Raw genomic sequence first — 20,425 nt, forward strand, 5'->3', positions numbered from 1 at the left:
GGAGGTTTTTCCAATTGAGCACGAATGCTTTTGTAAGAGAAATTAAAGTTGAAGATGCAATTGGAATGGTGCTTGCTCATGATCTCACCCAAATTATACCAGGAAAATTCAAGGGGCGTTTATTTAAGAAAGGTCACGTCATCAGGGAGACCGACATTCCCCATTTATTGAATATTGGAAAAGGCCACATTTATACATTAGATATACCTGAAGAGTACGCGCATGAGGATGAGGCAGCCCAGCAGATGGCAGATGCGATAGCGGGGGAAAACGTCTATGCCGTGGGACCTTCAGAAGGGAAAATGACGTTTAAGAGCGAGATACAAGGTCTTATTAAGATCAACCCAAAAGCTGTTCATGAAATTAATGAACTGCAGGGCATAGCTCTTTCGACTTTGTTCACGAATCGACCCGTTGAGCAGAATCAGCACCTCGGCGGGATTCGACCCATTCCTCTTATGATCGAGAAGCGTATAGTCAGAGAAGTAGAGTCGATTTGTCGAAAATACGCCTATGTTGCAAAAGTGATTCCTTTCCGTTCGTTAAAGGTTGGCGTAGTCACTACGGGCAGCGAAGTTTATGAAGGACGAATTGAAGACAAATTTGGGCCCGTGGTCAAACAGAAAGTTGAACACTTCGGTTCGGAAATCGTGGAACAATGCTTTGCCCCCGATCAATCTGAGGAAATAGAGAAAAAAATAACCTATTTTCTTAATCAAGGCGTTGATCTGATCTTAGTAACAGGGGGAATGTCCGTCGACCCCGACGACAGGACCCCGTTGGCCATTAAAAATATAGGGGCGGATATTGTCCGATATGGAACCCCTATGCTGCCAGGCTCGATGCTGCTTGTTTCCTACTACGATCAAATTCCTATACTAGGATTGCCTGGCTGTGTGATGCATGACCCCTATACATCATTCGACGTTTTTCTACCCCGAATCCTGGCTGGAGATAAAATTACAATCCAGGATATGACCACACTTGGCTATGGCGGGTTTCATGCCTGTTAACGATTCCATTCGTTGTCGGGTACATCTATTATGCTGCGGAAACGCAAGAGCCGTTAAGGAGTGAATTTCAAGTGAGCGAATCGGTATCGTGCCCGGATCACGTTGATGTCTTGGTGATCGGCGCCGGCCCCGGCGGTTACGTTGCAGCCATCAGGGCCTCGCAATTAGGAAAAAGCGTCGCTGTCGTAGACGAGAACGAACCCGGCGGGGTTTGTCTGCACAGCGGCTGCATTCCTTCAAAGGCGCTAATTTCAGCAGCAAAAACGTATGAGTTATTTGTGAATTCAAAGCATAACAAGATGGGGATCGCAGCCCAGTCCGTTTCCATCGATTATGCTCAAGTCCAGCAATGGAAGCATGGAATCATTCAGAAGCTGAAAAACGGCGTCGAAGGTTTATTAAGCGGCAACCAAGTTACCTATGTGAAAGGCCGGGCGCAATTCAAGAGCGGGAATGAAGTTCGGATCGATGACGGCAACCGCTCGAAAATTGTCAAGTTTGAACACTGCATTGTTGCCGCAGGGTCCCGACCGGTGGAGCTCCAGGGGTTTGCGTTCGGCAATCGGATTGTTTCTTCGAAGGAAATCCTTCAGCTGAAAGAGATTCCTCAAAGCTTGGCGATCATCGGCGCCGGATATATTGGCGTTGAATTGGGCCAAACGTTTGCAAAGTTTGGTACGAAAGTAACATTGCTGGAATATGCTCCGCATATTTTGCCTACTTTTGAGTCCGAACTTGCTTCTATCGTCGAGAAGAAAATGAAGAAGAACGGGATGCAAATCATAACCGGCGCAAGCGCCAAGGCGGCGTATGAGGCGGAAGGCGGCGTGACACTTACTTATACGCATTCGGGAGAAGAGAAGAAGATGGATGCGGACTACCTCTTTGTGGCCGTTGGCAGAAAGCCGAATACCGAACCATTGAGCCTGGAAGCCGCGGATGTGCAGGTTGATCAGAAAGGCTTCATTGACGTGGACCGCCAAGGCAGGACGTCCAATCCACGCATATTCGCAATCGGAGATGTGGTGAAGGGACCTGCACTTGCGCACAAAGCTTCATATGAGGGCAAAGTGGCGGCGGAGGCTATTGCCGGTCATCCAAGTGCAGTTGATTACAAGGCTATCCCTTCCGTCATTTTTTCCGATCCGGAAATCGCAACAATCGGTCTGTCGGAGAAGGAAGCCGTCGAGCAAGATTACAAAGTGAAGACAGGCAAGTTTTCCTACGCTGCCAACGGCAGAGCGCTTTCTTTGCATGCAGGGGAGGGCTTCGTGAAAGTTATCGCAGAAGCAAACACGGGTTTTATCATTGGAGCGCAAATTGTAGGAATCGAGGCTGCCAATCTGATTGCAGAAATCGGCTTGGCCATTGAAATGGGCAGTACGCTGGAGGATATAGCTGCAACCATTCATGCTCATCCGTCGTTGGGTGAAATCGTGATGGAAGCCTCAGAAGCAGGTATGGGCAAGGGCGTGCATGCCTTGTGACGAAGCGGAAGACGTTTGCGGTACATAGCAAATCAGAAAATGTAAAAGGCGAGGTGCATCAGATGGAAAATCGTTTGAAACAATTTTATCGGACCATGCTGCTGATTCGTCGCTTTGAAGAACAAGCGATCGAATTGTACAAGGAAGGTTTGGTTGGCGGGTCGTACCATCCCTACATCGGACAAGAGGCGGTTGCGGTCGGGGTATGCAGTGCTCTGAGACAAGACGACTACCTGACCAACACCTATCGGGGACGCGGCCAGCACATAGCCAAAGGCTCCGATCCCAAGCTGCTCTTGGCCGAAGTACTTGGAAGAGCAACGGGATATTGCAAAGGAAAGGGCGGTCCGATGCACATTACCGATGTGCAGAACGGTATCCTGGGCGCCAACGGTATTGTTGGAGGCGGTGCCCCTATTGGTGTCGGAGCCGCATTAACGGCCAAGATGACGGGAACCGATCGCGTAAGCGTTACTTTTTTCGGAGACGGCGCCATCAATCAAGGCGTTGTCTACGAGGCGATGAACCTGGCTGCCATCTGGGATCTTCCTGTCGTGTTTGTTTGTGAGAATAACCTGTATTCCGAAATGACGCCGATTCAATTTTCGTTGAAGAACAAGGATCTGATCGATCGCGCGGAAGGGGTTCGCATCCCTGGAATTATAGTTGACGGCAATGATGTTGAAGCTGTTTTCAACGTCACAACCGAGGCTGTAGAACGTGCGCGCAGGGGAGAAGGACCTACATTTATTGAAGCCAAAACTTACAGACTTAACGGGCATATGTACGGCGATTCGGAAACTTACCGTTCCAAGGAAGAGGTGGCGGCTTGGTGGGAGAAGGAGCCTATCAAGCGCCTTGGCGCAAAATTGGTGGCTAGCGGAGAAGCCAGTGCGGACGAATTGGAGGCTATCAATCATGAGGTCTTGCAAGAAATAGCGAGGGCAGCCGAATTTGCACGGCAAAGTCCGGAACCCGGGTTCGAGGAAATCTTCACCGACGTAATCTAGAAACGGTAGAGAGGATGTTACAACACAATGACCAGAGAATTAACGATGGTGCAGGCGTTAAATGAAGCCTTGCGTGAAGAAATGGCAAGAGATCAGCGGGTTTTTATCATGGGAGAGGACATTGGCGACTACGGCGGAGTGTTCAAGGTAACTTGGGGATTATTGGACCAATTCGGAAGGGAGCGGGTCCGGGATACGCCAATCTCTGAAGCCGGTTTTATCGGGGCCGGTCTGGGCGCTGCAATGACCGGATTGATCCCGGTTATCGAGATCATGTGGGTCGATTTCACGGCCGTTGCGATGGACCAGATCATTAACCAGGTCGCCAAAATGAAGTACATGTCCGGCGGACAAACAAACGTTCCACTGGTCATTCGAACGCAAGGCGGGGGCGGTCGTGGTAACGGTGCTCAACATTCTCAATCGTTGGAAACGTTCTTTGCTCACATCCCCGGATTGAAAGTCGTTCTCCCTTCCACCCCTTACGATGCGAAAGGATTGCTGAAATCGGCCATTCGCGAGAATAGCCCGGTTGTCTTTATCGAGAATAAAATGCAGTACACGAAAAAGGGCCATGTGCCGGAAGAAGAGTATTTGATTCCGCTCGGCCAAGCAGATGTGAAGCGGGAGGGAAAGGATGTAACCTTGATCAGTATTTCTCAAATGGTCGACTTCTCCTTGCGCGCAGCGGAACAGCTGGCCAAGGAAGATGTTTCCGTCGAAGTGATCGATTTACGGACGCTGAGTCCATTGGATATGGACACTGTACTGGCCTCCGTAAAGAAAACGATGCATGCCGTTATCGTGCATGAATCGACTCGTTCCTTCGGTTGGGGCGCTGAGCTTGCAGCCCGAATACAAGAAGAAGCCTTCGACTATTTGGATGCGCCGGTCGGACGCGTAGCTACCGAAGATGTGCCGATTCCATTTAACAGAACGTTAGAGAAAGAAACGCTTCCGCAGGTCTCGGACATTGTCTCTGCCGTTAAATCACAACTTTACCGCAATCAGCCTGTAAACTAACCGGGCGCTTTGAAGCGGAAGCAGAAGGTTCGTACATTAGGAATCGGAGGAGATTTAACATGCCCTATATTGAACTGAAATTGGTGGAAGGCCGGGATTTGGAAACGAAAAGAAAGCTGGTTGCCGGAATCACGAAGGCTTGCTGCGAAGCATTATCTGTTACGCCGGATTATGTGCGCGTGGAATTGATCGAGCTTAAGGCTGACTTGTTCAGCATAGCCGGGGAATTAGTTTACGATACAAGGAGAAAAAACGAAAGCGGAGGTAACGATCAATGAATGTTGTTCGGTTGCCGAAAATGGGGCTGACGATGGAAGAGGGCATCGTTCAACGTTTTTTAGTAAAACCGGGACAGCTTTACAGCAAAGGCGACGTTGTAGCAGAAATCGAAACGGATAAAGCGGTCCTGGAAGTTGAGATGCCGCAGGACGGTGTCATCGAGGAGCTGCTCGTTCTGGAAGGGGACACGGTTGAAGTCGGGGCCCCGCTTCTAAGGCTGAAAAGCGAACAGAAGACCCCGGAAGCGAGCGTCCGCGAAGCGGCTTCTCCTACGGAACGGCCGCAGCCGAACACGGAATGCGCGAAGGATGCAGTCGCAGCTGCTTCGCCGGATGCGGAGCTGCCTCTTAACCAGGACCGCAGGATCATCGCGATTTCCCCATCTGCCCGCAGAAGAGCCAGAGAGCTCGGAATCGACTACACCACGCTTCAAGGAACGGGGCCGAACGGAAGGATTCTGTATGCGGACGTAGAGGAGGCCGCACAACAGGTACCGCTCGCACCCAAGGAAAGCAGGGAAGCATCAAGGAACAACGCGGGGGCGACGTCTGCCAGGAACACCGGAGTACATCAAGGGAAGTCGAAGGTTGTTGAGTTATCCAGAATGAGACGAATCATCGCCAGGCGCATGGTGGAGAGCGTCACTACGATTCCTCAATTCTATGTGAAACGAAAAGTCGATCTTACCCAGCTGCTGGCCGTGAAAAATACAATACAGCCGCACATTTACCGCTCGAGAAACATAAAAATTTCGGTTAACGATTTTTTAATTCGTGCTGTTGCGGAGACTTTACGTGAATTTCCGCAGTTGAATGCGTCGTTCGTAGGGGCGCCCGACCAAGCGGATAGCCATATTGTGGAGTACGAGGAGATCCATATCGGCCTGGCTGTCGCCGCGCCGAATGGGCTCGTCGTGCCGGTCATCCATCATGCCGACGAGCTTTCGGTTATGGAAATCGCCGGAGTGCGTGAACGGCTTGTTTCCGCTGCCCGAGCCGGAACGCTTAAAGGGGATGACATGCAGCGAGGCACATTCACGATTTCCAATTTGGGGGCCATGGACGTTGAAGAGTTCAGCGCAATCGTCAATCCGCCGGAAGCCGGCATACTTGCAGTCGGAACGACTGTAGAAGAGATCGTCGTCATCAATGGTCAGTTCGAGATTCGCCCCATGTTGACCCTAGTCGGCTCTTTCGACCATCGCGTCATTGACGGTTTGGCGGCTGCAGCGTTTATGAAGAAATTAGTCGAGCGGCTGCAATCGGATGATTGGCAATTGCTATAACTGCATCGGTAAAGTTGCAACTGAATATGGAATTAAGGGGCAGTCCTTCCTGAACATCGGAAGGCTGCCCCTTCGTTTATCAGGTCAACCGAAGTTTATCGATCAGCTAATTATCCGGATTTCAACTCACCCTAACGAATTAACGTTGACTGTGTAAATGAAGCGATGATATAATTCAGAACATACAGACTATTCTCACAACTAACGATTGATTTTTCATTTTGAAAGGAGAGGAGAAATGTCTCAAACCGTTAGTGAAACACTGGCTTCGTTCGTCCATGGTCTGCGTTTTGAGGAAATCCCGGTTGAAGTTGTGCAAAAAGCCAAAACCTGCCTCATCCACGGAATTGGTGTTGGTCTCGCTGGTTACGACACGGATTTCCCGCGAATTGCTGCGGAAATCGCCGGCGTGACCGGCAGAGGCGCACATGAAGCGACTTTATTGTACAACGGCTCCAAATGTACGGTTATGGAAGCCGCTTTTGCAAACGCTGTCATGCTTCACAGCCGCGTTCAGGAGGACACGCATAATACGGCACACTTGGGTACAATCGTCATTCCGGTTGTATTGGCGTTGGGAGAATCAAGGGGGGCCAGCGGAAAAGAAATCCTGACAGCGCTAATAGCGGGCTATGAAGTTGGAGGTGCCCTTAGCAGGCACTACACTTCCCAATCTACACCGCGAGGATTTAGGGCGAGCTCGGTTTATGGCATCTTGGGAGCGTCTGCCGCGGCGGCAAAGCTTCTTCACTTAACGGAAGAACAGACCGCTCATGCTTTAGGCTTTGCAGCAAGCTTTGCTTTCGGAACTTTGGAAGCGTTTGCAGCCGGGACTATGGAATGGAGGTTTGAGAATGGGGTGGCAGCCAAAAACGGAATATTATGCGCTTTATTGGCTCAAAGCGGCGCTGTTGCCACCAAATTGGCTTTCGAAGGAAATGCGGGCTTTTTACATGCTTTTGCTGGAAATCATAAAGATCCGTTAAAATGTGTACAGCATTTAGGCAAGGTGTATGAAATCTTAAATGTGACCTTCAAGTTGTATCCGGTTTGTGCCTTCAATCAATCTCCTGTGATCAACGCTCTTGAGATGAAAAAGGAATTTGATATCCAGGTGGAACAGATTCAAAGCATCGTAATCGAAATGAACGATTATGAAGCCAATTATCCGGGAATGAGTTCCAAAGGTCCTTTTCAAAATATCAGTCAGACGTTGATGAGTGCCCCTTATTGCGTCTCGTCCTCTTTGATGGACGGTGAAATGACGCTAGCAAACCTCAAAAGATTCGATCATGAAACGTTAAATCAGTTAATCGACAAAACGATCATGATTCCTGAAAAAACGGTGAATCCTCTATGCAATAAAATCACGGTAGAACTCAAAAATGGCCAAAAATTGGTGAGAGAAATGAGTATTACGCAGGACTTTTATAATTTCGAGACTGAAAGAGATATTGAAATGATTCGCGATCTCAGGAAAGAGATGCAGATTTCTTCGGAACAATTGGAGCAGTTAATCCATGAACTGCTTTCTCTCGAGAACAAGCCCAATCTATCGACCCTTATGCCCAATACGACAGCAGTCAGCTAAAATATTTATTTAATGTCATTAAAATACCGTCCGGTCGGTTTTTTGATGGCAATTCTTTAACGAATAAAAATACCATCTGGTCAGTATGTTATGATCAGATTACAAAATTTGAAAGGGTGAGCGTGTGTATGGGAAGTTCGAAGCTTGACTTGATCTGCTCTGTCGACATTGGCGGAACATTTACGGATTCCGTGCTTGTTACAAGTGATGGGACGGTTGTTGAAGGAAAAGCCCTGACCACCTACCATGATAAATTCAACTCCGGTTTTTTTAACAGCATTGAATCCGCAGGCGAGAAACTTGGTTTAAGCCCGGCGGAACTTTATCGAAATATCAGCATGATTTCACATGGATCTACTGTGGCAACCAATACGGTGGTGGAGAATAATGGCTCACGTGTAGGCTTACTGACAACCTATGGTTTCGAGGATACGATCAATATGATGCGCGGATTGGGACGTGTGACGGGAGAGCCGTCGGAAAATATATTGAAGGTGACAGAGACGGCCAAGCCAAAACCTCTGGTACCCAAGGAACTCATCATTGGGGTTACCGAGCGAATCGATTCGCAGGGCGAAGTGATTGTACCGCTAATTGAAAGTCAGGTAAGGGAAGCCGCCCGTAAGCTGTTGGATCAAAACGTGGATGCCATCGCGATTTCATTCCTTTGGTCGTTTAAAAATCCGCAACATGAACAGCGGGTCAAGGAAATTATTCACGAAATGGACGATTCCGTCTTCGTTACTTGCGGACACGAGGTGACAAAAACATTAGGAGAATACGAACGGACGGTGGCGGCGGTCATCAATGCTTATGTCGGGCCGGTTACTTCCAAGTATTTGGAGGAAATCAGCGGGAGTCTTCAAACGAAAGGCGTCAAAGCTCCTCTGCTGATCATGCAGTGTCACGGGGGGATGATCCCGCTCGAACGAAGCAAGCAGCTGCCTGTTCAAACAATCGGTTCGGGTCCTGTCGGCGGAATCATGGGCTGCGTAAAGATCATGAAGGAGTTAGATATTCATAATCTTATCGGTACCGATATGGGCGGCACCAGCTTCGATATCGGGATTATCCGGGACGGACAGCCGCTTTCCGCCGAAAAAACGGTTTTAGAGAAGTATCAATATAACGTGCCCAATGTTGAAATCATTTCTATTGGTGCCGGTGGCGGAAGTATCGCGTGGATTGATCCCTACAGCAAGGCCATGCGGGTAGGGCCGAAAAGCGCAAAAGCAAACCCTGGTCCCGCGTGTTACCGGTTGGGAGGCACAGAACCGACGGTAACCGATGCCGACCTGCTGTTAGGGTATATTGATCCGGAAGCGGTGTTTGGATTCGGAAAGGGTCGCGGACTTAAACCAAGCGTGGAGCTGGCGGAAAAAGCCATGGGTAAAATTGCCGAACAGCTTGGCATTTCCATTATTGAGGCTGCAATGGGGACGGTGGAGATTGTCAATGCGAAAATGGCGAATCTGATTGAGAACGAGGTTATCGGAAGAGGCTTTGACCCACGGGATTTTGCAGTAGTCGCATACGGGGGAGCAGGTCCTATCCATGCTGCGGCTTATGCGCGTGATTTGGGTATCAAAATGATTATTGTTCCCGGTGAAACTTCCTCGGTTTGGTCAGCATTTGGTATATCCTCAAGCGATATCCGCTATGAACTTGAAGGAGAAGTTGGGCTTCTCTCGCCTTTTTCGCCGCAAAGTCTCGAAACGCCATTCCTTGAATTGGAAAAGAAAGGAGCGGAGATTGTCGCAACAGAAATCGGTGAAGATACGCCCATTCACTTTTCACGCTATGCGAAAATACGCTATCAATGGCAGCGGCATGAGTTGGAAATCAAGGTTCCGACGGGAAAATTGGACGAAACTATGCTGACAGAGCTGCTTACTGAATTTTCGCGTCAGTATGAGGAACGATACGGATCGGCCGCACTCCTGCCTGAAGCAAGGATTGAAATTGTTTCTGTCCGCTGCGAACCGATGGTAGAGGTGCGTAAGTTTGACAGAAAAGTGGACTTACATAGCAGCAAATCTCCAAGCGATCATGCCAGGAAGCCAAGCCGTAAAGTATACTTTAGCCGCCATCGTCCGCCTGTAGATGCCGATATTTACAATGGAAGTTTACTGACAAGCGGGAATGTGGTGGCAGGACCGGCCGTCATTGATTTGCACGGGACCTCTATCGTGGTGAACGAAAATCAAACCGTTACCAAAACGGATCATGGCGACTACATGATTCGAATCAATTCCAATTTGGAGGAGGAATAACCATGAAATCACTGCATGAGCAGGAGCAGCATCGTAAGTTTTGGGACGGCGTTCAGCGGGCGTACATCCCGATCGACCCCTTACAAGTCCCCCCTTCGGTAAGCCTTCACAGCGAATATGAGGAAGAGATTGATCCGATTACGTATGAAGTGGTTCGTCATAATCTTTGGAATGTCAATCTGGAACAAGGCAAGATTGTGGAAAATTTGGCGGTATCCCCGATCACACTGGAAACAAGGGATTTCCAAACCGCCATTTTTACCGAGGATGCGGAAATTCTTTTTTTCGGCCCTTATCTTCAATATTTCGGTGGTATGCTGGATGTCATGATCAAGTATGTCATTGAGAAACGGGGAGAAGAACCGGGCATTCATGACGGCGATGTGTTTCTGCAAAACGATCCATGGGTCGGCACAGCACATCAACCGGATGTAGGTATATTTGCTCCTGTGTTTTGGGAAGGCCAGATCTTCTGCTGGGTTGCAAACTGCCTGCACCAAAATGACGTAGGAGGAACGACTCCGGGAAGCTTTTGTCCGAACGCTCAAGACATTTATTTTGACCCGCCGGTATTTCCGCCAGTCAGGATTGTGAAAGAAGGGAAGCTGGATATTGAAATTGAAGCGGCCTTCAGACGGCAATCTCGTACTCCGGTTAATGTAGCGTTGGACTTGCGGGCAGCAATCGCCGCTTGTCATGCGTCACGTGCAAGAATCCTGGGTCTGATTAAAAAGTATGGATCCAAGACCGTAAAGGGCGTCATGAAAAAGGTGCTGAATACAAGTGAAAAGGCGCTGCTTGATCGTCTTTCGACCATACCGGACGGAACGTGGAAAGAGCGTGCCTATCAGGAAGTGGCGGTTACAGGTGATCGCGGTGTGTACCGGATCGAACTATCGATTACGAAGAAGGGCAACACGTTGACGGTTAAAAATGAAGGAACAGACGGGCAAGCCGGTGCGATTAATCTGCCGTTTGCCGCTTGGCGAGGAGCCATTCTCTCGGCTTTTAACGTGATCTTATTGGCCGACCAAATGGGGGCAGGCGGAGGAGGAGCGGCCCGGCACTGCGAGTTTATTCCTACCCCTGGCACCATGACTTGTCCTGACTATGGAGTCGCGGTAAGCCCGGCGGGCATTTACGCAACGGAGCTTGGGGTAGCGATGGCGAACTCGGTTGTGTCCAAAATGCTGCTATCGTCCAGCGATCCGGATCTTCATAAACTGGCTTTGAGTACCACGAACGGCCAGTGGCAAATCCAAATTCATGCAGGAACCAACCAGCGTGGAGAGTATTATGTCGGACCGATGCTGGATACGATGATCGGCAGCAGCGGGGCCACTCCATACCGTGACGGTTCATTCGCAGACGGACAATGGTGGATTCCTGAAGGTCAAGGGCCCAATGTTGAAGGCTATGAACGCGATTGGCCGATTTTATATCTCTACCGCAAGGAACATCAGGATTCGGCCGGAGCAGGAAAATTTCGCGGTGGCAATGGCGGTATCCTCGCCTATATGCCGCACAAAGGCCAAGTCGGTCTAGGCGTATATACCGCCGAGGGCATTCCCAAAACCTCCGGCATTTTGGGAGGATCGCCGGGTACCCGTGGCGAGACGGTATTAATAAAATCGTCAAATATTAAAGAAATTCTTCAATCGGGCCGCCTCATTGACAATGTGGATGAACTCTCTGGCGAGCGGCCTTCGTTAACGGGGAAAGGACCTGCTCTGGCACTCGGCGACTCGGATGTTCTGGAATGGAACTGGGGCTCCTGCGCCGGTTATGGTGACCCTTTGCTTCGCGATCCTGAGCGTGTGCGGCAGGATGTGCTGGCCGGTACTACATCCGTCTCTTTTGCCGAAACGGTATATGGCGTTATTTTCACCGAGGAGATGACGGTCGATGAGAGAAGCACGGAGCAGCGTCGGCTGCAAAACCGGAGGAAGCGCCTCGAAGACGCAGGAGCTCCTGTCTCCACCCATTTGGAGTTCAAGCTTCAGGAATTTCGTGTTCCGCAAGGCATGCTGACATTAGGCGATAACTTTTGGTTCAACAAAACGAATGGCACGACAGAAATTTGCTGCTCCCATTGCGGGGAAGTGCTCGCAACCGGCGATCAGAATTACAAGTCCCGTGTCCCGGTTCGCAAAAGCGATGTGGGGAAGGTCGGCATAAAAAGCGTCGATTTAAAACGTTTCGTCGATGCGCATGTGTTGTATCATGAATACTTCTGCCCGACCTGCGCTACGGTTCTCTCGACGGAAGTTGTTCGAGAGGGAGATGAACCTCTACACGAATTTTTACTAAGTTAATACACCTGATCCCCATCCTCCCGGCAAGGTTACACTTGCCGGGAAGGATATAGTTGCAAGCAGATCCACCAACATACCATCTGAATGGTATGTTGATGGTACAGTGTTGTGCGCCACCATGCAGCATGATCCGGTCTTATTCATTTTTTTGTAAAATGGGGGGGAATCGCGAAATGAAGAAGAGTACGAACACATGGAGAACGTTGTCGAGTCTGTTGGTTGCGTCCGCGATGTTAATCGTTGCCGCATGTGCCAATTCAACCGCTGTTGAACCGCAAAAAAGCGCATCCGACGGGGCAATATCCGGCGGAGCAAGTGGAGGTACAATCAAAATCGGAATGACTTCCGCATTGACGGGACCTTATAACGAATATGGGGAGGGAAATAAACGGGGGGTCGAATTGGCCATTGAAAAGTGGAACCAGCAAGGCGGGATTCATGGAAAAAAGATCGAACTCATCGCGTTGGACGATCAGCTTGTTCCCGATAAGGCGGCGAACAATATGCAGCAGCTTCTTGACGATAAAAGCATTGTCGCGATCATCGGTCCTGCCGGGAGCGGTCCGGCATTAGCTACAGTACCTTTAACGGAAGTTTACGGAATCATTCAAATTAACCCCGTGGCCCAGACTACCGACGTTACGTATCCTAACGGTGTAAATAACCCGCCGAGAAAAACGGTATTTTCCTTCGCGCTGCAAAACGATGTGGAAACGGATGTGCTCGCTACATTCGCGGGTGAGCAGTGGAAAAAGATCGGCCTCATTCACGAAAGTACGGCATACGGCAAATCCGGGATGGAATTGGTAGAGAAAATATTGAAGGAGAAATACAACATCGTTCCGGTCGGACGTGAACAATACAACCAGAAAGCGCCGGATATGACGGCCCAATTGGCCAAGCTGAAAAAGGAGGGTGCGGAGGTCATCGTCTGCGTCGGTTTAGGCGCCGATCTGGCCAACATTCGTAAGGGAATGAGCCGTCTGGACATGAATGTACCTCTCGTTGCGACGAATGGCGCCCTTTCCAATCCGTATAAAGAAGGCGCTGGCGATCTGGTCGTCGGCACGATCGGTACGATGATCAAAGCGTTCGGCGAGAACCCGTTGTCCGCTCCGGCCAAGGAATTTGCCGACGCCTATATGAAAAAATACGGGAAAGACCGGTATTGGGGAGATGGAGATACGCCCCAGCTGTTCATGTCTTTGAACGTCACCAATGCCTACGATGGAGCCATTGTGCTGTTTGAAGCGATTAAAAAAGCCGACAGCACGAAAACGCCCGATATTATCGCGGCTTTGGAATCCATGAAAGACTACCAAGGGGTAAACGCCAATTATACGTTTAGCGGCAAGAAGCATCACGCCATCGGCACTGACGGTCTTGGATTGTTCCAGTATGTGAAAAATGGAGACAACATCCAATTGGTCCCTTATAAGAAATAAAATGCCGGGGGGCGACGTTTGGCGGTTTACCCTCCGCATCTATCTTCGAGGAGGAAACAGGATGGGGAATATTCAATTTTTGCTTGAATTAATATTTGCCGGAGTCTGTGTAGGATCCGTTTATTCCCTCGTAGCTCATGGGTTTAACATGACATTTTGGTCCAGCAAGGTTCTCAACTTCGGTCATGGGCCGTTTATTATGTTCTGTTCCATGCTCATTCTATCATTTCTTAATATGGGAATTTCCTGGGCAGTCGCCATTGTGTTTGGACTCATTTGCATTTCATTGCTGGGAATTATACTGGAGAGGGTTTCGATTCGTCCCTTAATCAAATATCCTTCCAGTATGGGATGGGTCGTGTCCACGCTCGGTACCGGACTGTTTTTACAGGCGCTGGCATCGAAAATATGGGGATCGCAAGCGATAGCGTATCCTGCATTTCTGTTCACAAGCACGGACTACGTTCCGCTGCTCAGCGTAAAGTTGTCCTCCCAATACTTGCTCGTCTTATTCGCTGCGCTATTTATCATGCTGTTCATGGAAATGGTCATGCACAAGACGATATGGGGGAAAGCAATGAAAGCGGTCTCTTACGATCCGACATTAGCCCGCATTATGGGAATAAAATCGAAGCTCGTCATTACGTATTCCTTTATTTTGAGCGCGATTTTGGCTGGCATCGCCGGTTTCCTGATCGCACCGATTTACGGGACGGTCAGCCCTGACTTCGGGATGAACATTATGGTGCTTGGCTTTGTCGCGACCGTACTTGGCGGGGTGGGAAGTTCGAAAGGCGCTTTAATAGGCGGCATACTGGTCGGCGTTATTGAAAAACTGGTTGGGGGGTATCTGTCCAGTTCCGCAGAGCACGGGGTTGCCTTTGCTATTTTGATCCTCATTCTCGCGATAAAGCCCGAAGGCTTGTTCGGGTCCAGGGCGGTGCTGAAAGTATGACGACGATGAGCATGAAGAAAGGCGTTCAGCCCGTATTGACGATGATCCTTGTTCTGCTGGTTGCCGCAGCTCCATTGTTTATGTCACCTTCTAATGTGCAGCTGTTTATTTTTTGGGGAATCAATATTTTGTTAGCGCAAAGCATTAACCTGCTGAGCGGTCTCGGCGGTCAAATCTCTCTCGGCCATGCGGCGTTTTATGCGATAGGTGCTTATGTTTCCGCCATCTTCATGGTGCGTTTCGGTTTTCCATTATATGTTACGATTTTACTGTCGGCTGCTGTAAACGCATTGGTAGGATTTCTTGTTTCATTTCCGGCCGGAAGAGTCAGAGAATTTTACTTGGCGATGATGACCTTGGGCTTCGGTTTCGTGATCGAGGAGATCATCAAAGAATGGTCCAGCGTCACCGGTGGGGTCATGGGATTAAGCGGAATCCCTTCACCCAAGCTGGGCACCATGCTTTTGTTCGGCATCAAATTGAATTTGATCCACTATTATTGGATCGTATTTCTGGTTGTCGCGTTGATTGTGTGGATGCTGCGGAATTTCGTCCAGTCGTACTACGGCCGTTCCTTTCTGGCTATTCACCGGAGCGAACTCTCCGCATCCAGTATCGGCATCTCTCCGGGCCGGGTCAAGCAGCTCGCCTATACGATGAGCGCTTGCCTGGCGGGTATTGCCGGTGCGCTGTATGCGCATCTGATGGCTTACATCGGGGCGAATTCTTTCGGCATGATGCAATCGATTGAAATTCTTGTTATGGGCATACTTGGCGGATTCGGAACCATTATCGGTCCCATTCTCGGCGCTGGATTTTTGACTTTTATTGCAAACAAGCTGCAATTTATTAAAGATTATCAGCTGATGATTTATTCGCTTCTTCTCGTCATTTCCTTTCTGTTTATCCCCAGAGGCTTTGCCGGCTTATTGGGAATCCGTACGGCACTTAGCAAGGAAAAACGTCTCCAAAAGGTAAAGCCGATTTCTGAGGTTAAGCCTCTGCGCATTCCCGGGAGGGAGGCACGCACGCTTTCCTGCAGCCCTCATCACAAAGTTTTAAAAGTGGAAGGCGTGATCAAGGATTTTGGCGGACTTCGCGCGCTGCAGCATGTGAGCCTGGAGCTGGGGCAAGGTACCATTCTGGGCTTGGTAGGTCCTAACGGTTCGGGGAAAAGCACATTGGTCAACGTGATCAGCGGCGTTTACCCGGTGACTGAAGGCAAAATCAGTTTCGGCAAGGCAGAAATCACCAATATGCCTACGCATGCCATTGCCGGTCAGGGCATTATTCGAACCTTTCAGGACCCGCACAATGTCGGCAATATGACGGTCAAGGAAAATCTGCTGTTAGGCAAACATCAAAAATACCAATCCGGCATTGTGTCCTGCGTTCTCAATTTGAAAAGCTCTCTGCTTGAAGAACAGGAAATGCTGGTCAAAGTTCATGAAATGATGGAGCTCTGTTCACTCGCACAGTACTCGGAAGAATTGGTCGAAAATTTACCGTATGGCGTACAGCGAATGGTTGAAGTGGCAAGAGCGATTCTGGCTGAACCTGAATTGCTGCTCCTGGATGAGCCGGCAGCGGGATTGTCCGAGCATGAAATGCAGGAATTAAGCAAGCTTATCCGGTATGTCAAGACGCTAGGGATCTCGGTCATCCTCATTGATCATCATATGGAATTTCTAATGGGTCTTATCGATGAGGTGATCGTATTGGATTCCGGTAAAATGATCTATTCGGGCGATGCGCAGGGCATGCAAACGAATCAGCAGGTGATTGAAGCCTATTTGGGGGTTGCGAATCATGCTTAGCGTGCGGAATGTACATGTCAGTTATGGTCCAATCAAAGCCTTGAAAGGGGTTTCCCTTGACATTCGAAGCAAGGGGATTACCGCCATCATTGGCGCGAACGGTTCGGGGAAAACGACCCTGCTTAATTTCATCAGCGGGTTGGTAACGCCCGAGGAGGGCGACCTGCTGTTTGAAGGAATCTCCATTGCAGCATGGCCTACGGAAGCCCGGGTCAAACAAGGCATCGCTCACGTAATGGAGGGGCGCCGTTTATTCAAGGACCAAACGGTCCACGATAATTTGCGGCTGGCCGCACATTTTCGTACACCCAGGCTTGAGAAGAAAACGATAGCCAACAAGATTGAGCAGGTGTTTCAGCGGTTTCCGATTCTGGAAAGCAAGAAGCATCAGCTGGCCGGCACGCTCAGCGGGGGACAGCAGCAGCTGTTGATTATATCGGCGGCTTTGCTTTCGGCTCCTAAATTGCTTCTGCTCGACGAGCCGTCTCTGGGTTTGGCTCCGGTTATTATCGACGAGGTATATGCATTTTTGCAAGAGCTTAATCAGGCGGGAATGACTATATTTATTTCGGAACAGATGGCGGCTCTCGCGCTGCGCATCGCCGACTATGGCTATGTGCTGGATCGCGGCGCAATCGTGAAAAGCGGGGACAGCGCTTATTTGAAAGATTTGCTCGCTTCCGACGATCTTTCGTCCATCTATTTGGGTAAAGGTAACCATTAGAGGAGTGATGTTCATGTCAAGCTGCTACCGGTTTATTCCGGTTGAGAAAGTGTTCCATGGTGCTGGCGTCATTGAAAATTTGCCTGCGGAAATCGATCGTTTAGGCGCCAGGAAAGCTGCATTGCTTACCAGTAACAGCCTGTTCGCTTCTCCGGTTATCAAACGCTTGGAACAGCTGTTGGGAAGCCGTTTGGAGGTTGTCCTCTCGGGTACCGTACAGCACGCGCCAAGCCAGTCGATTTTCGAAATCGCTTCCAGGCTGAGGGACCGGGGTATCGACCTGTTAATCAGTTTAGGTGGCGGCACGGTCATCGACTCTGCAAAGGCCATCGCTTTAGTATTGGGAGAGGGCCTCGATGAGCCGCAGCAATTACAATCGTATTCGGTCAAATTCGAGTATCCCGATAAAATCGAAATTCCTCAAGTCAAGCAAAAATTAATACCGCACATCGCCGTTCCAACGACTTTGTCCGCAGCCGAGTTTTCCAACATTATCGGCATTACAGATGAGCACAGGAAGGTAAAGGAACTGTACATCGATGACCAATTGACGCCGAAAGTCGTATATATGGATCCGGAGCTCTGCACGGACACGCCGGACTGGCTGTGGTCGGCCACCGGGATGAGAGCGCTGGATCATGCCATTGAAACCGTTTATTCCAAGCAAACTCACCCCATCACTACGGCACTCGCGCTCCAATCGATCCGGCTGCTGAGCGAATATCTTCCGAAATGTAAAAAAGATCCAGCGGATTTGCAAGCGAAGCTGCAATGTCAAATGGCTGCCTGGATGTCGTTCTTTGGCGTGAGCAACGTGATGATGGGACTCAGCCACGGCATCGGACACCAAATAGGAGCCCATGCCAACGTTGCCCACGGCGTCACTTCCTGCATTATGCTTCCGCATGTCATGCGCTTTTCGCTGCCCTTTACCTTGGAACAGCAAGCCCTGATCAGTGCCGCCATGGGGGGCGAAGTAAGCGGCAGGAGTGTGGAGGAAGCCGCCGCAATGGCTTCGCAGCTGGTGGTCAAACTGGTGGCTGATTTGCAGCTGCCGCTTAGGCTTCGCGATGTCCAGGTGCGCAAAGAGCAGTTTCAACCGATTGCGGAGGACGCCATGAGAGATCTGGTCGTGGCAAGCAGTCCCAGACCTGTACAAGGAACCGGCGAGATTGTAGCTCTTCTCGAAGCCGCATGGTAGGGAAGTGTAATTCATGATAAGAGGTGAGAGACGAATGCGGGGAAGACTGGCAGGGAAAGTAGCGCTTATCACCGGTGCTTCGAGAGGTCTTGGAGCGCTGGAAGCCGTTATGTTCGCCAAAGAAGGAGCGCAGGCCGTTATCGTGTCCGATGTTAGCCAGTCGGCTTTGCAGGAGACGGTGAAGGCGGTGGAAGAACTGGGCGGAGCGACGACTGTTATTCCGCTTGAACTGAATGTCACCCTTGAAGAAGATTGGACCCAGGCGGCAATCTCGATCGAGAAGCGGTTTGGGAAACTGGATATTTTAGTCAACAACGCGGGAATTACCAAGAGGGAACGGTTTGTCGACTGCTCTCTGGCCGATTGGAACCGGGTGATTGCCGTTAACCAGACCGGCGTATTTCTTGGGATGAAATATAGTGCGCCGCTGCTCCGAAAGTCAGGCCGCGGGTCGATTATTAATATGTCGTCGATCGCCGGAGTGACCGGTTATTTTGCAGCTCCCTATACAGCGAGTAAATGGGCGGTGAGAGGAATGACCAAGGCCGCTGCGCAGGAATTTGGCGGTTGGGGAATCAGGGTGAATTCGGTTAATCCCGGCTTCATCTGGACGCCGCTTACGTTACCGGCCAAGCAAATGGTAGAGGCTTTTACCCTCGAACGGGCGGGTGAGCCGGAGGAAGTCGCCCAGGCCGTTATTTTTCTCGCTTCCGACGAATCCTCCTACATGACCGGAGGGGAAATAACGCTCGACGGGGGAATGACGGCAGGCGGCGAAATCCGGCTGATCGCCAAGGAACTCGGCATTTATCGTGATGAGTAATCCGTCCTGCCGCTGAACGTTCAGCGTCTCCCTTCCAAGCAGCAAAGAAATGAACCAGGTATTGCTAAAATACCATCCGGTCGGTATAATTATCATAAGGTTAATAAATACCGACCGATCGGTATGTTTCATTGGGGGGAAGGTGAAGGCGTTGGTCCATCTTACAGAAATACGCACCCGGTATTGTGAATCGGATGCACTTGGCCATATTAACAATGTCAGCTATTTTATTTATTTTGAGCAGGCGCGCGTCGATTTTTTGCTGGACAGCGGCATGGTACTTCCATCCGAGAAGTTCCCGTTTCTTGTTGCTTCGCTGCATTGTGACTACAAGAAGCAGGTCTACATCAATCAGAGCTTGAAGATCCACACCTATGTCATGGATATCGGCAGATCCAGCTTCAAATTGGGACATGAAATCCATGATAAAGACTCGAACGAGTTGCTGGCAGTAGGCGAAGCGGTCCTGGTGAGTTATGATCTAATTGCGGAGAAAACGACCCGGCTATCCGATGAGCTGCGTTTCAAGCTGGAAAACTATGTTCGAGTAGAAATTAATAACAGTAAAGGTGTGAAATCAAGTGACGTTTGACGGATCTTCAGTGAACCGCAGGCAGGGAAGCGATACAAAAACGGAAATTTTGGACATCGCGTTGTCTCTGTTTGTTAAGAAAGGGTATCATGAAACCTCCATGCAGGATATTGCCGACACAGCCGGTCTAACCAAAGGCGGATTATATTACTACATAAAGAGCAAGGACGACGTACTGTTTTTGCTACACGACCGCTTTATTGTCGAAGGATTAAGACGTTTGCGTCTGGTAGAGGCCGAATCACTTGAGCCTGAGCATAAGCTGATCGAACTGCTGAAGATGCACCTGCAGATCATTGACCAATTCAAGGACGACATTACCCTGTTCTTTAACTGTATGAAGTATTTAAGCGACGACAAAAAGCAGGCCGTACAAGAGAAGCGGGATGAATACGAAGACATCTTCGTGCGCGTCTTGGAAGAAGGCAAGAACAAAGGCGTCTTTAAAGTCGAGGACAGCCACATCGTCGTGCTGTATGTTCTGGGAGCCTGCAACTTTATGCATACCTGGTATAAGCCGGGCAAAGGAAAGTCGATCGAGGAGCTGTCGGATATCTTTATTACTCTCATCACCAAAGGCTTATTTCAGTAA

17 protein-coding genes are annotated in these 20,425 nt (G+C 49.8%); all 17 read left to right on the top strand.

Features of this window, described 5'->3' with window-relative positions:
* Positions 1-14 precede the first annotated feature (14 nt).
* The 17 genes from PVA01S_RS05925 (at position 15) to PVA01S_RS06005 (ending at position 20,425) form a co-directional block, all read left to right on the top strand.
* Positions 15-1,013, top strand: coding sequence for a molybdopterin-binding protein (locus tag PVA01S_RS05925; protein ID WP_372812861.1), 999 nt, complete (start codon positions 15-17; stop codon positions 1,011-1,013).
* A gap of 71 nt (positions 1,014-1,084) precedes the next feature.
* Positions 1,085-2,500 carry a dihydrolipoyl dehydrogenase gene (gene lpdA / locus PVA01S_RS05930; RefSeq protein ID WP_127605959.1) on the top strand — a complete coding sequence of 472 codons (1,416 nt, stop codon included), beginning with the start codon at positions 1,085-1,087 and terminating at the stop codon, positions 2,498-2,500.
* Positions 2,497-3,510: a thiamine pyrophosphate-dependent dehydrogenase E1 component subunit alpha gene (locus tag PVA01S_RS05935; protein ID WP_280531808.1), complete on the top strand. Its 1,014-nt coding sequence runs from the start codon at positions 2,497-2,499 to the stop codon at positions 3,508-3,510. Before lpdA ends, PVA01S_RS05935 begins: the two co-directional genes overlap by 4 nt.
* A gap of 27 nt (positions 3,511-3,537) precedes the next feature.
* Positions 3,538-4,533, top strand: coding sequence for an alpha-ketoacid dehydrogenase subunit beta (locus tag PVA01S_RS05940; protein ID WP_127605963.1), 996 nt, complete (start codon positions 3,538-3,540; stop codon positions 4,531-4,533).
* 59 nt (positions 4,534-4,592) lie between these two features.
* Positions 4,593-4,811: a tautomerase family protein gene (locus PVA01S_RS05945; protein WP_054798966.1), complete on the top strand. Its 219-nt coding sequence runs from the start codon at positions 4,593-4,595 to the stop codon at positions 4,809-4,811.
* Positions 4,808-6,097 (top strand): dihydrolipoamide acetyltransferase family protein, encoded by a 1,290-nt coding sequence (locus PVA01S_RS05950; protein WP_127605965.1) that lies wholly within the window; start codon positions 4,808-4,810, stop codon positions 6,095-6,097. Before PVA01S_RS05945 ends, PVA01S_RS05950 begins: the two co-directional genes overlap by 4 nt.
* 238 nt (positions 6,098-6,335) lie before the next feature.
* Entirely contained in the window at positions 6,336-7,688 is a 1,353-nt protein-coding gene (locus tag PVA01S_RS05955; protein WP_127605967.1) for an MmgE/PrpD family protein, read from the top strand.
* A gap of 128 nt (positions 7,689-7,816) precedes the next feature.
* Positions 7,817-9,961 carry a hydantoinase/oxoprolinase family protein gene (locus tag PVA01S_RS05960; protein ID WP_127605969.1) on the top strand — a complete coding sequence of 715 codons (2,145 nt, stop codon included), beginning with the start codon at positions 7,817-7,819 and terminating at the stop codon, positions 9,959-9,961.
* A 2-nt stretch (positions 9,962-9,963) separates the two neighbouring features.
* Complete coding sequence (locus PVA01S_RS05965) at positions 9,964-12,276, top strand: hydantoinase B/oxoprolinase family protein (protein WP_127605971.1); 2,313 nt, start codon at positions 9,964-9,966, stop codon at positions 12,274-12,276.
* Between the two features lie 173 nt (positions 12,277-12,449).
* The gene (locus PVA01S_RS05970; protein WP_196426822.1) at positions 12,450-13,721 is read left to right on the top strand and encodes an ABC transporter substrate-binding protein; all 1,272 of its coding nucleotides are present in this window, start codon (positions 12,450-12,452) and stop codon (positions 13,719-13,721) included.
* Between the two features lie 61 nt (positions 13,722-13,782).
* Entirely contained in the window at positions 13,783-14,676 is an 894-nt protein-coding gene (locus PVA01S_RS05975) for a branched-chain amino acid ABC transporter permease (RefSeq protein WP_201318629.1), read from the top strand.
* On the top strand, positions 14,673-16,493 hold the full coding sequence (locus tag PVA01S_RS05980; RefSeq protein WP_127605973.1) for a branched-chain amino acid ABC transporter ATP-binding protein/permease: 1,821 nt from the start codon (positions 14,673-14,675) through the stop codon (positions 16,491-16,493). The genes PVA01S_RS05975 and PVA01S_RS05980 overlap by 4 nt, the downstream gene beginning before the upstream one ends.
* Positions 16,486-17,217: an ABC transporter ATP-binding protein gene (locus PVA01S_RS05985; RefSeq protein ID WP_127605975.1), complete on the top strand. Its 732-nt coding sequence runs from the start codon at positions 16,486-16,488 to the stop codon at positions 17,215-17,217. The genes PVA01S_RS05980 and PVA01S_RS05985 overlap by 8 nt, the downstream gene beginning before the upstream one ends.
* A gap of 13 nt (positions 17,218-17,230) precedes the next feature.
* Positions 17,231-18,418 (top strand): iron-containing alcohol dehydrogenase, encoded by a 1,188-nt coding sequence (locus PVA01S_RS05990; protein ID WP_164751743.1) that lies wholly within the window; start codon positions 17,231-17,233, stop codon positions 18,416-18,418.
* A 34-nt stretch (positions 18,419-18,452) separates the two neighbouring features.
* Entirely contained in the window at positions 18,453-19,241 is a 789-nt protein-coding gene (locus PVA01S_RS05995) for an SDR family NAD(P)-dependent oxidoreductase (protein ID WP_127605979.1), read from the top strand.
* A 151-nt stretch (positions 19,242-19,392) separates the two neighbouring features.
* Positions 19,393-19,833, top strand: a complete 441-nt coding sequence (locus PVA01S_RS06000) for an acyl-CoA thioesterase (protein WP_164751744.1) — start codon at positions 19,393-19,395, stop codon at positions 19,831-19,833.
* Complete coding sequence (locus tag PVA01S_RS06005; RefSeq protein ID WP_127605983.1) at positions 19,823-20,425, top strand: TetR/AcrR family transcriptional regulator; 603 nt, start codon at positions 19,823-19,825, stop codon at positions 20,423-20,425. Before PVA01S_RS06000 ends, PVA01S_RS06005 begins: the two co-directional genes overlap by 11 nt.

Source organism: Paenibacillus validus NBRC 15382, assembly GCF_004000985.1.
GTDB lineage: Bacteria > Bacillota > Bacilli > Paenibacillales > NBRC-103111 > Paenibacillus_G > Paenibacillus_G validus.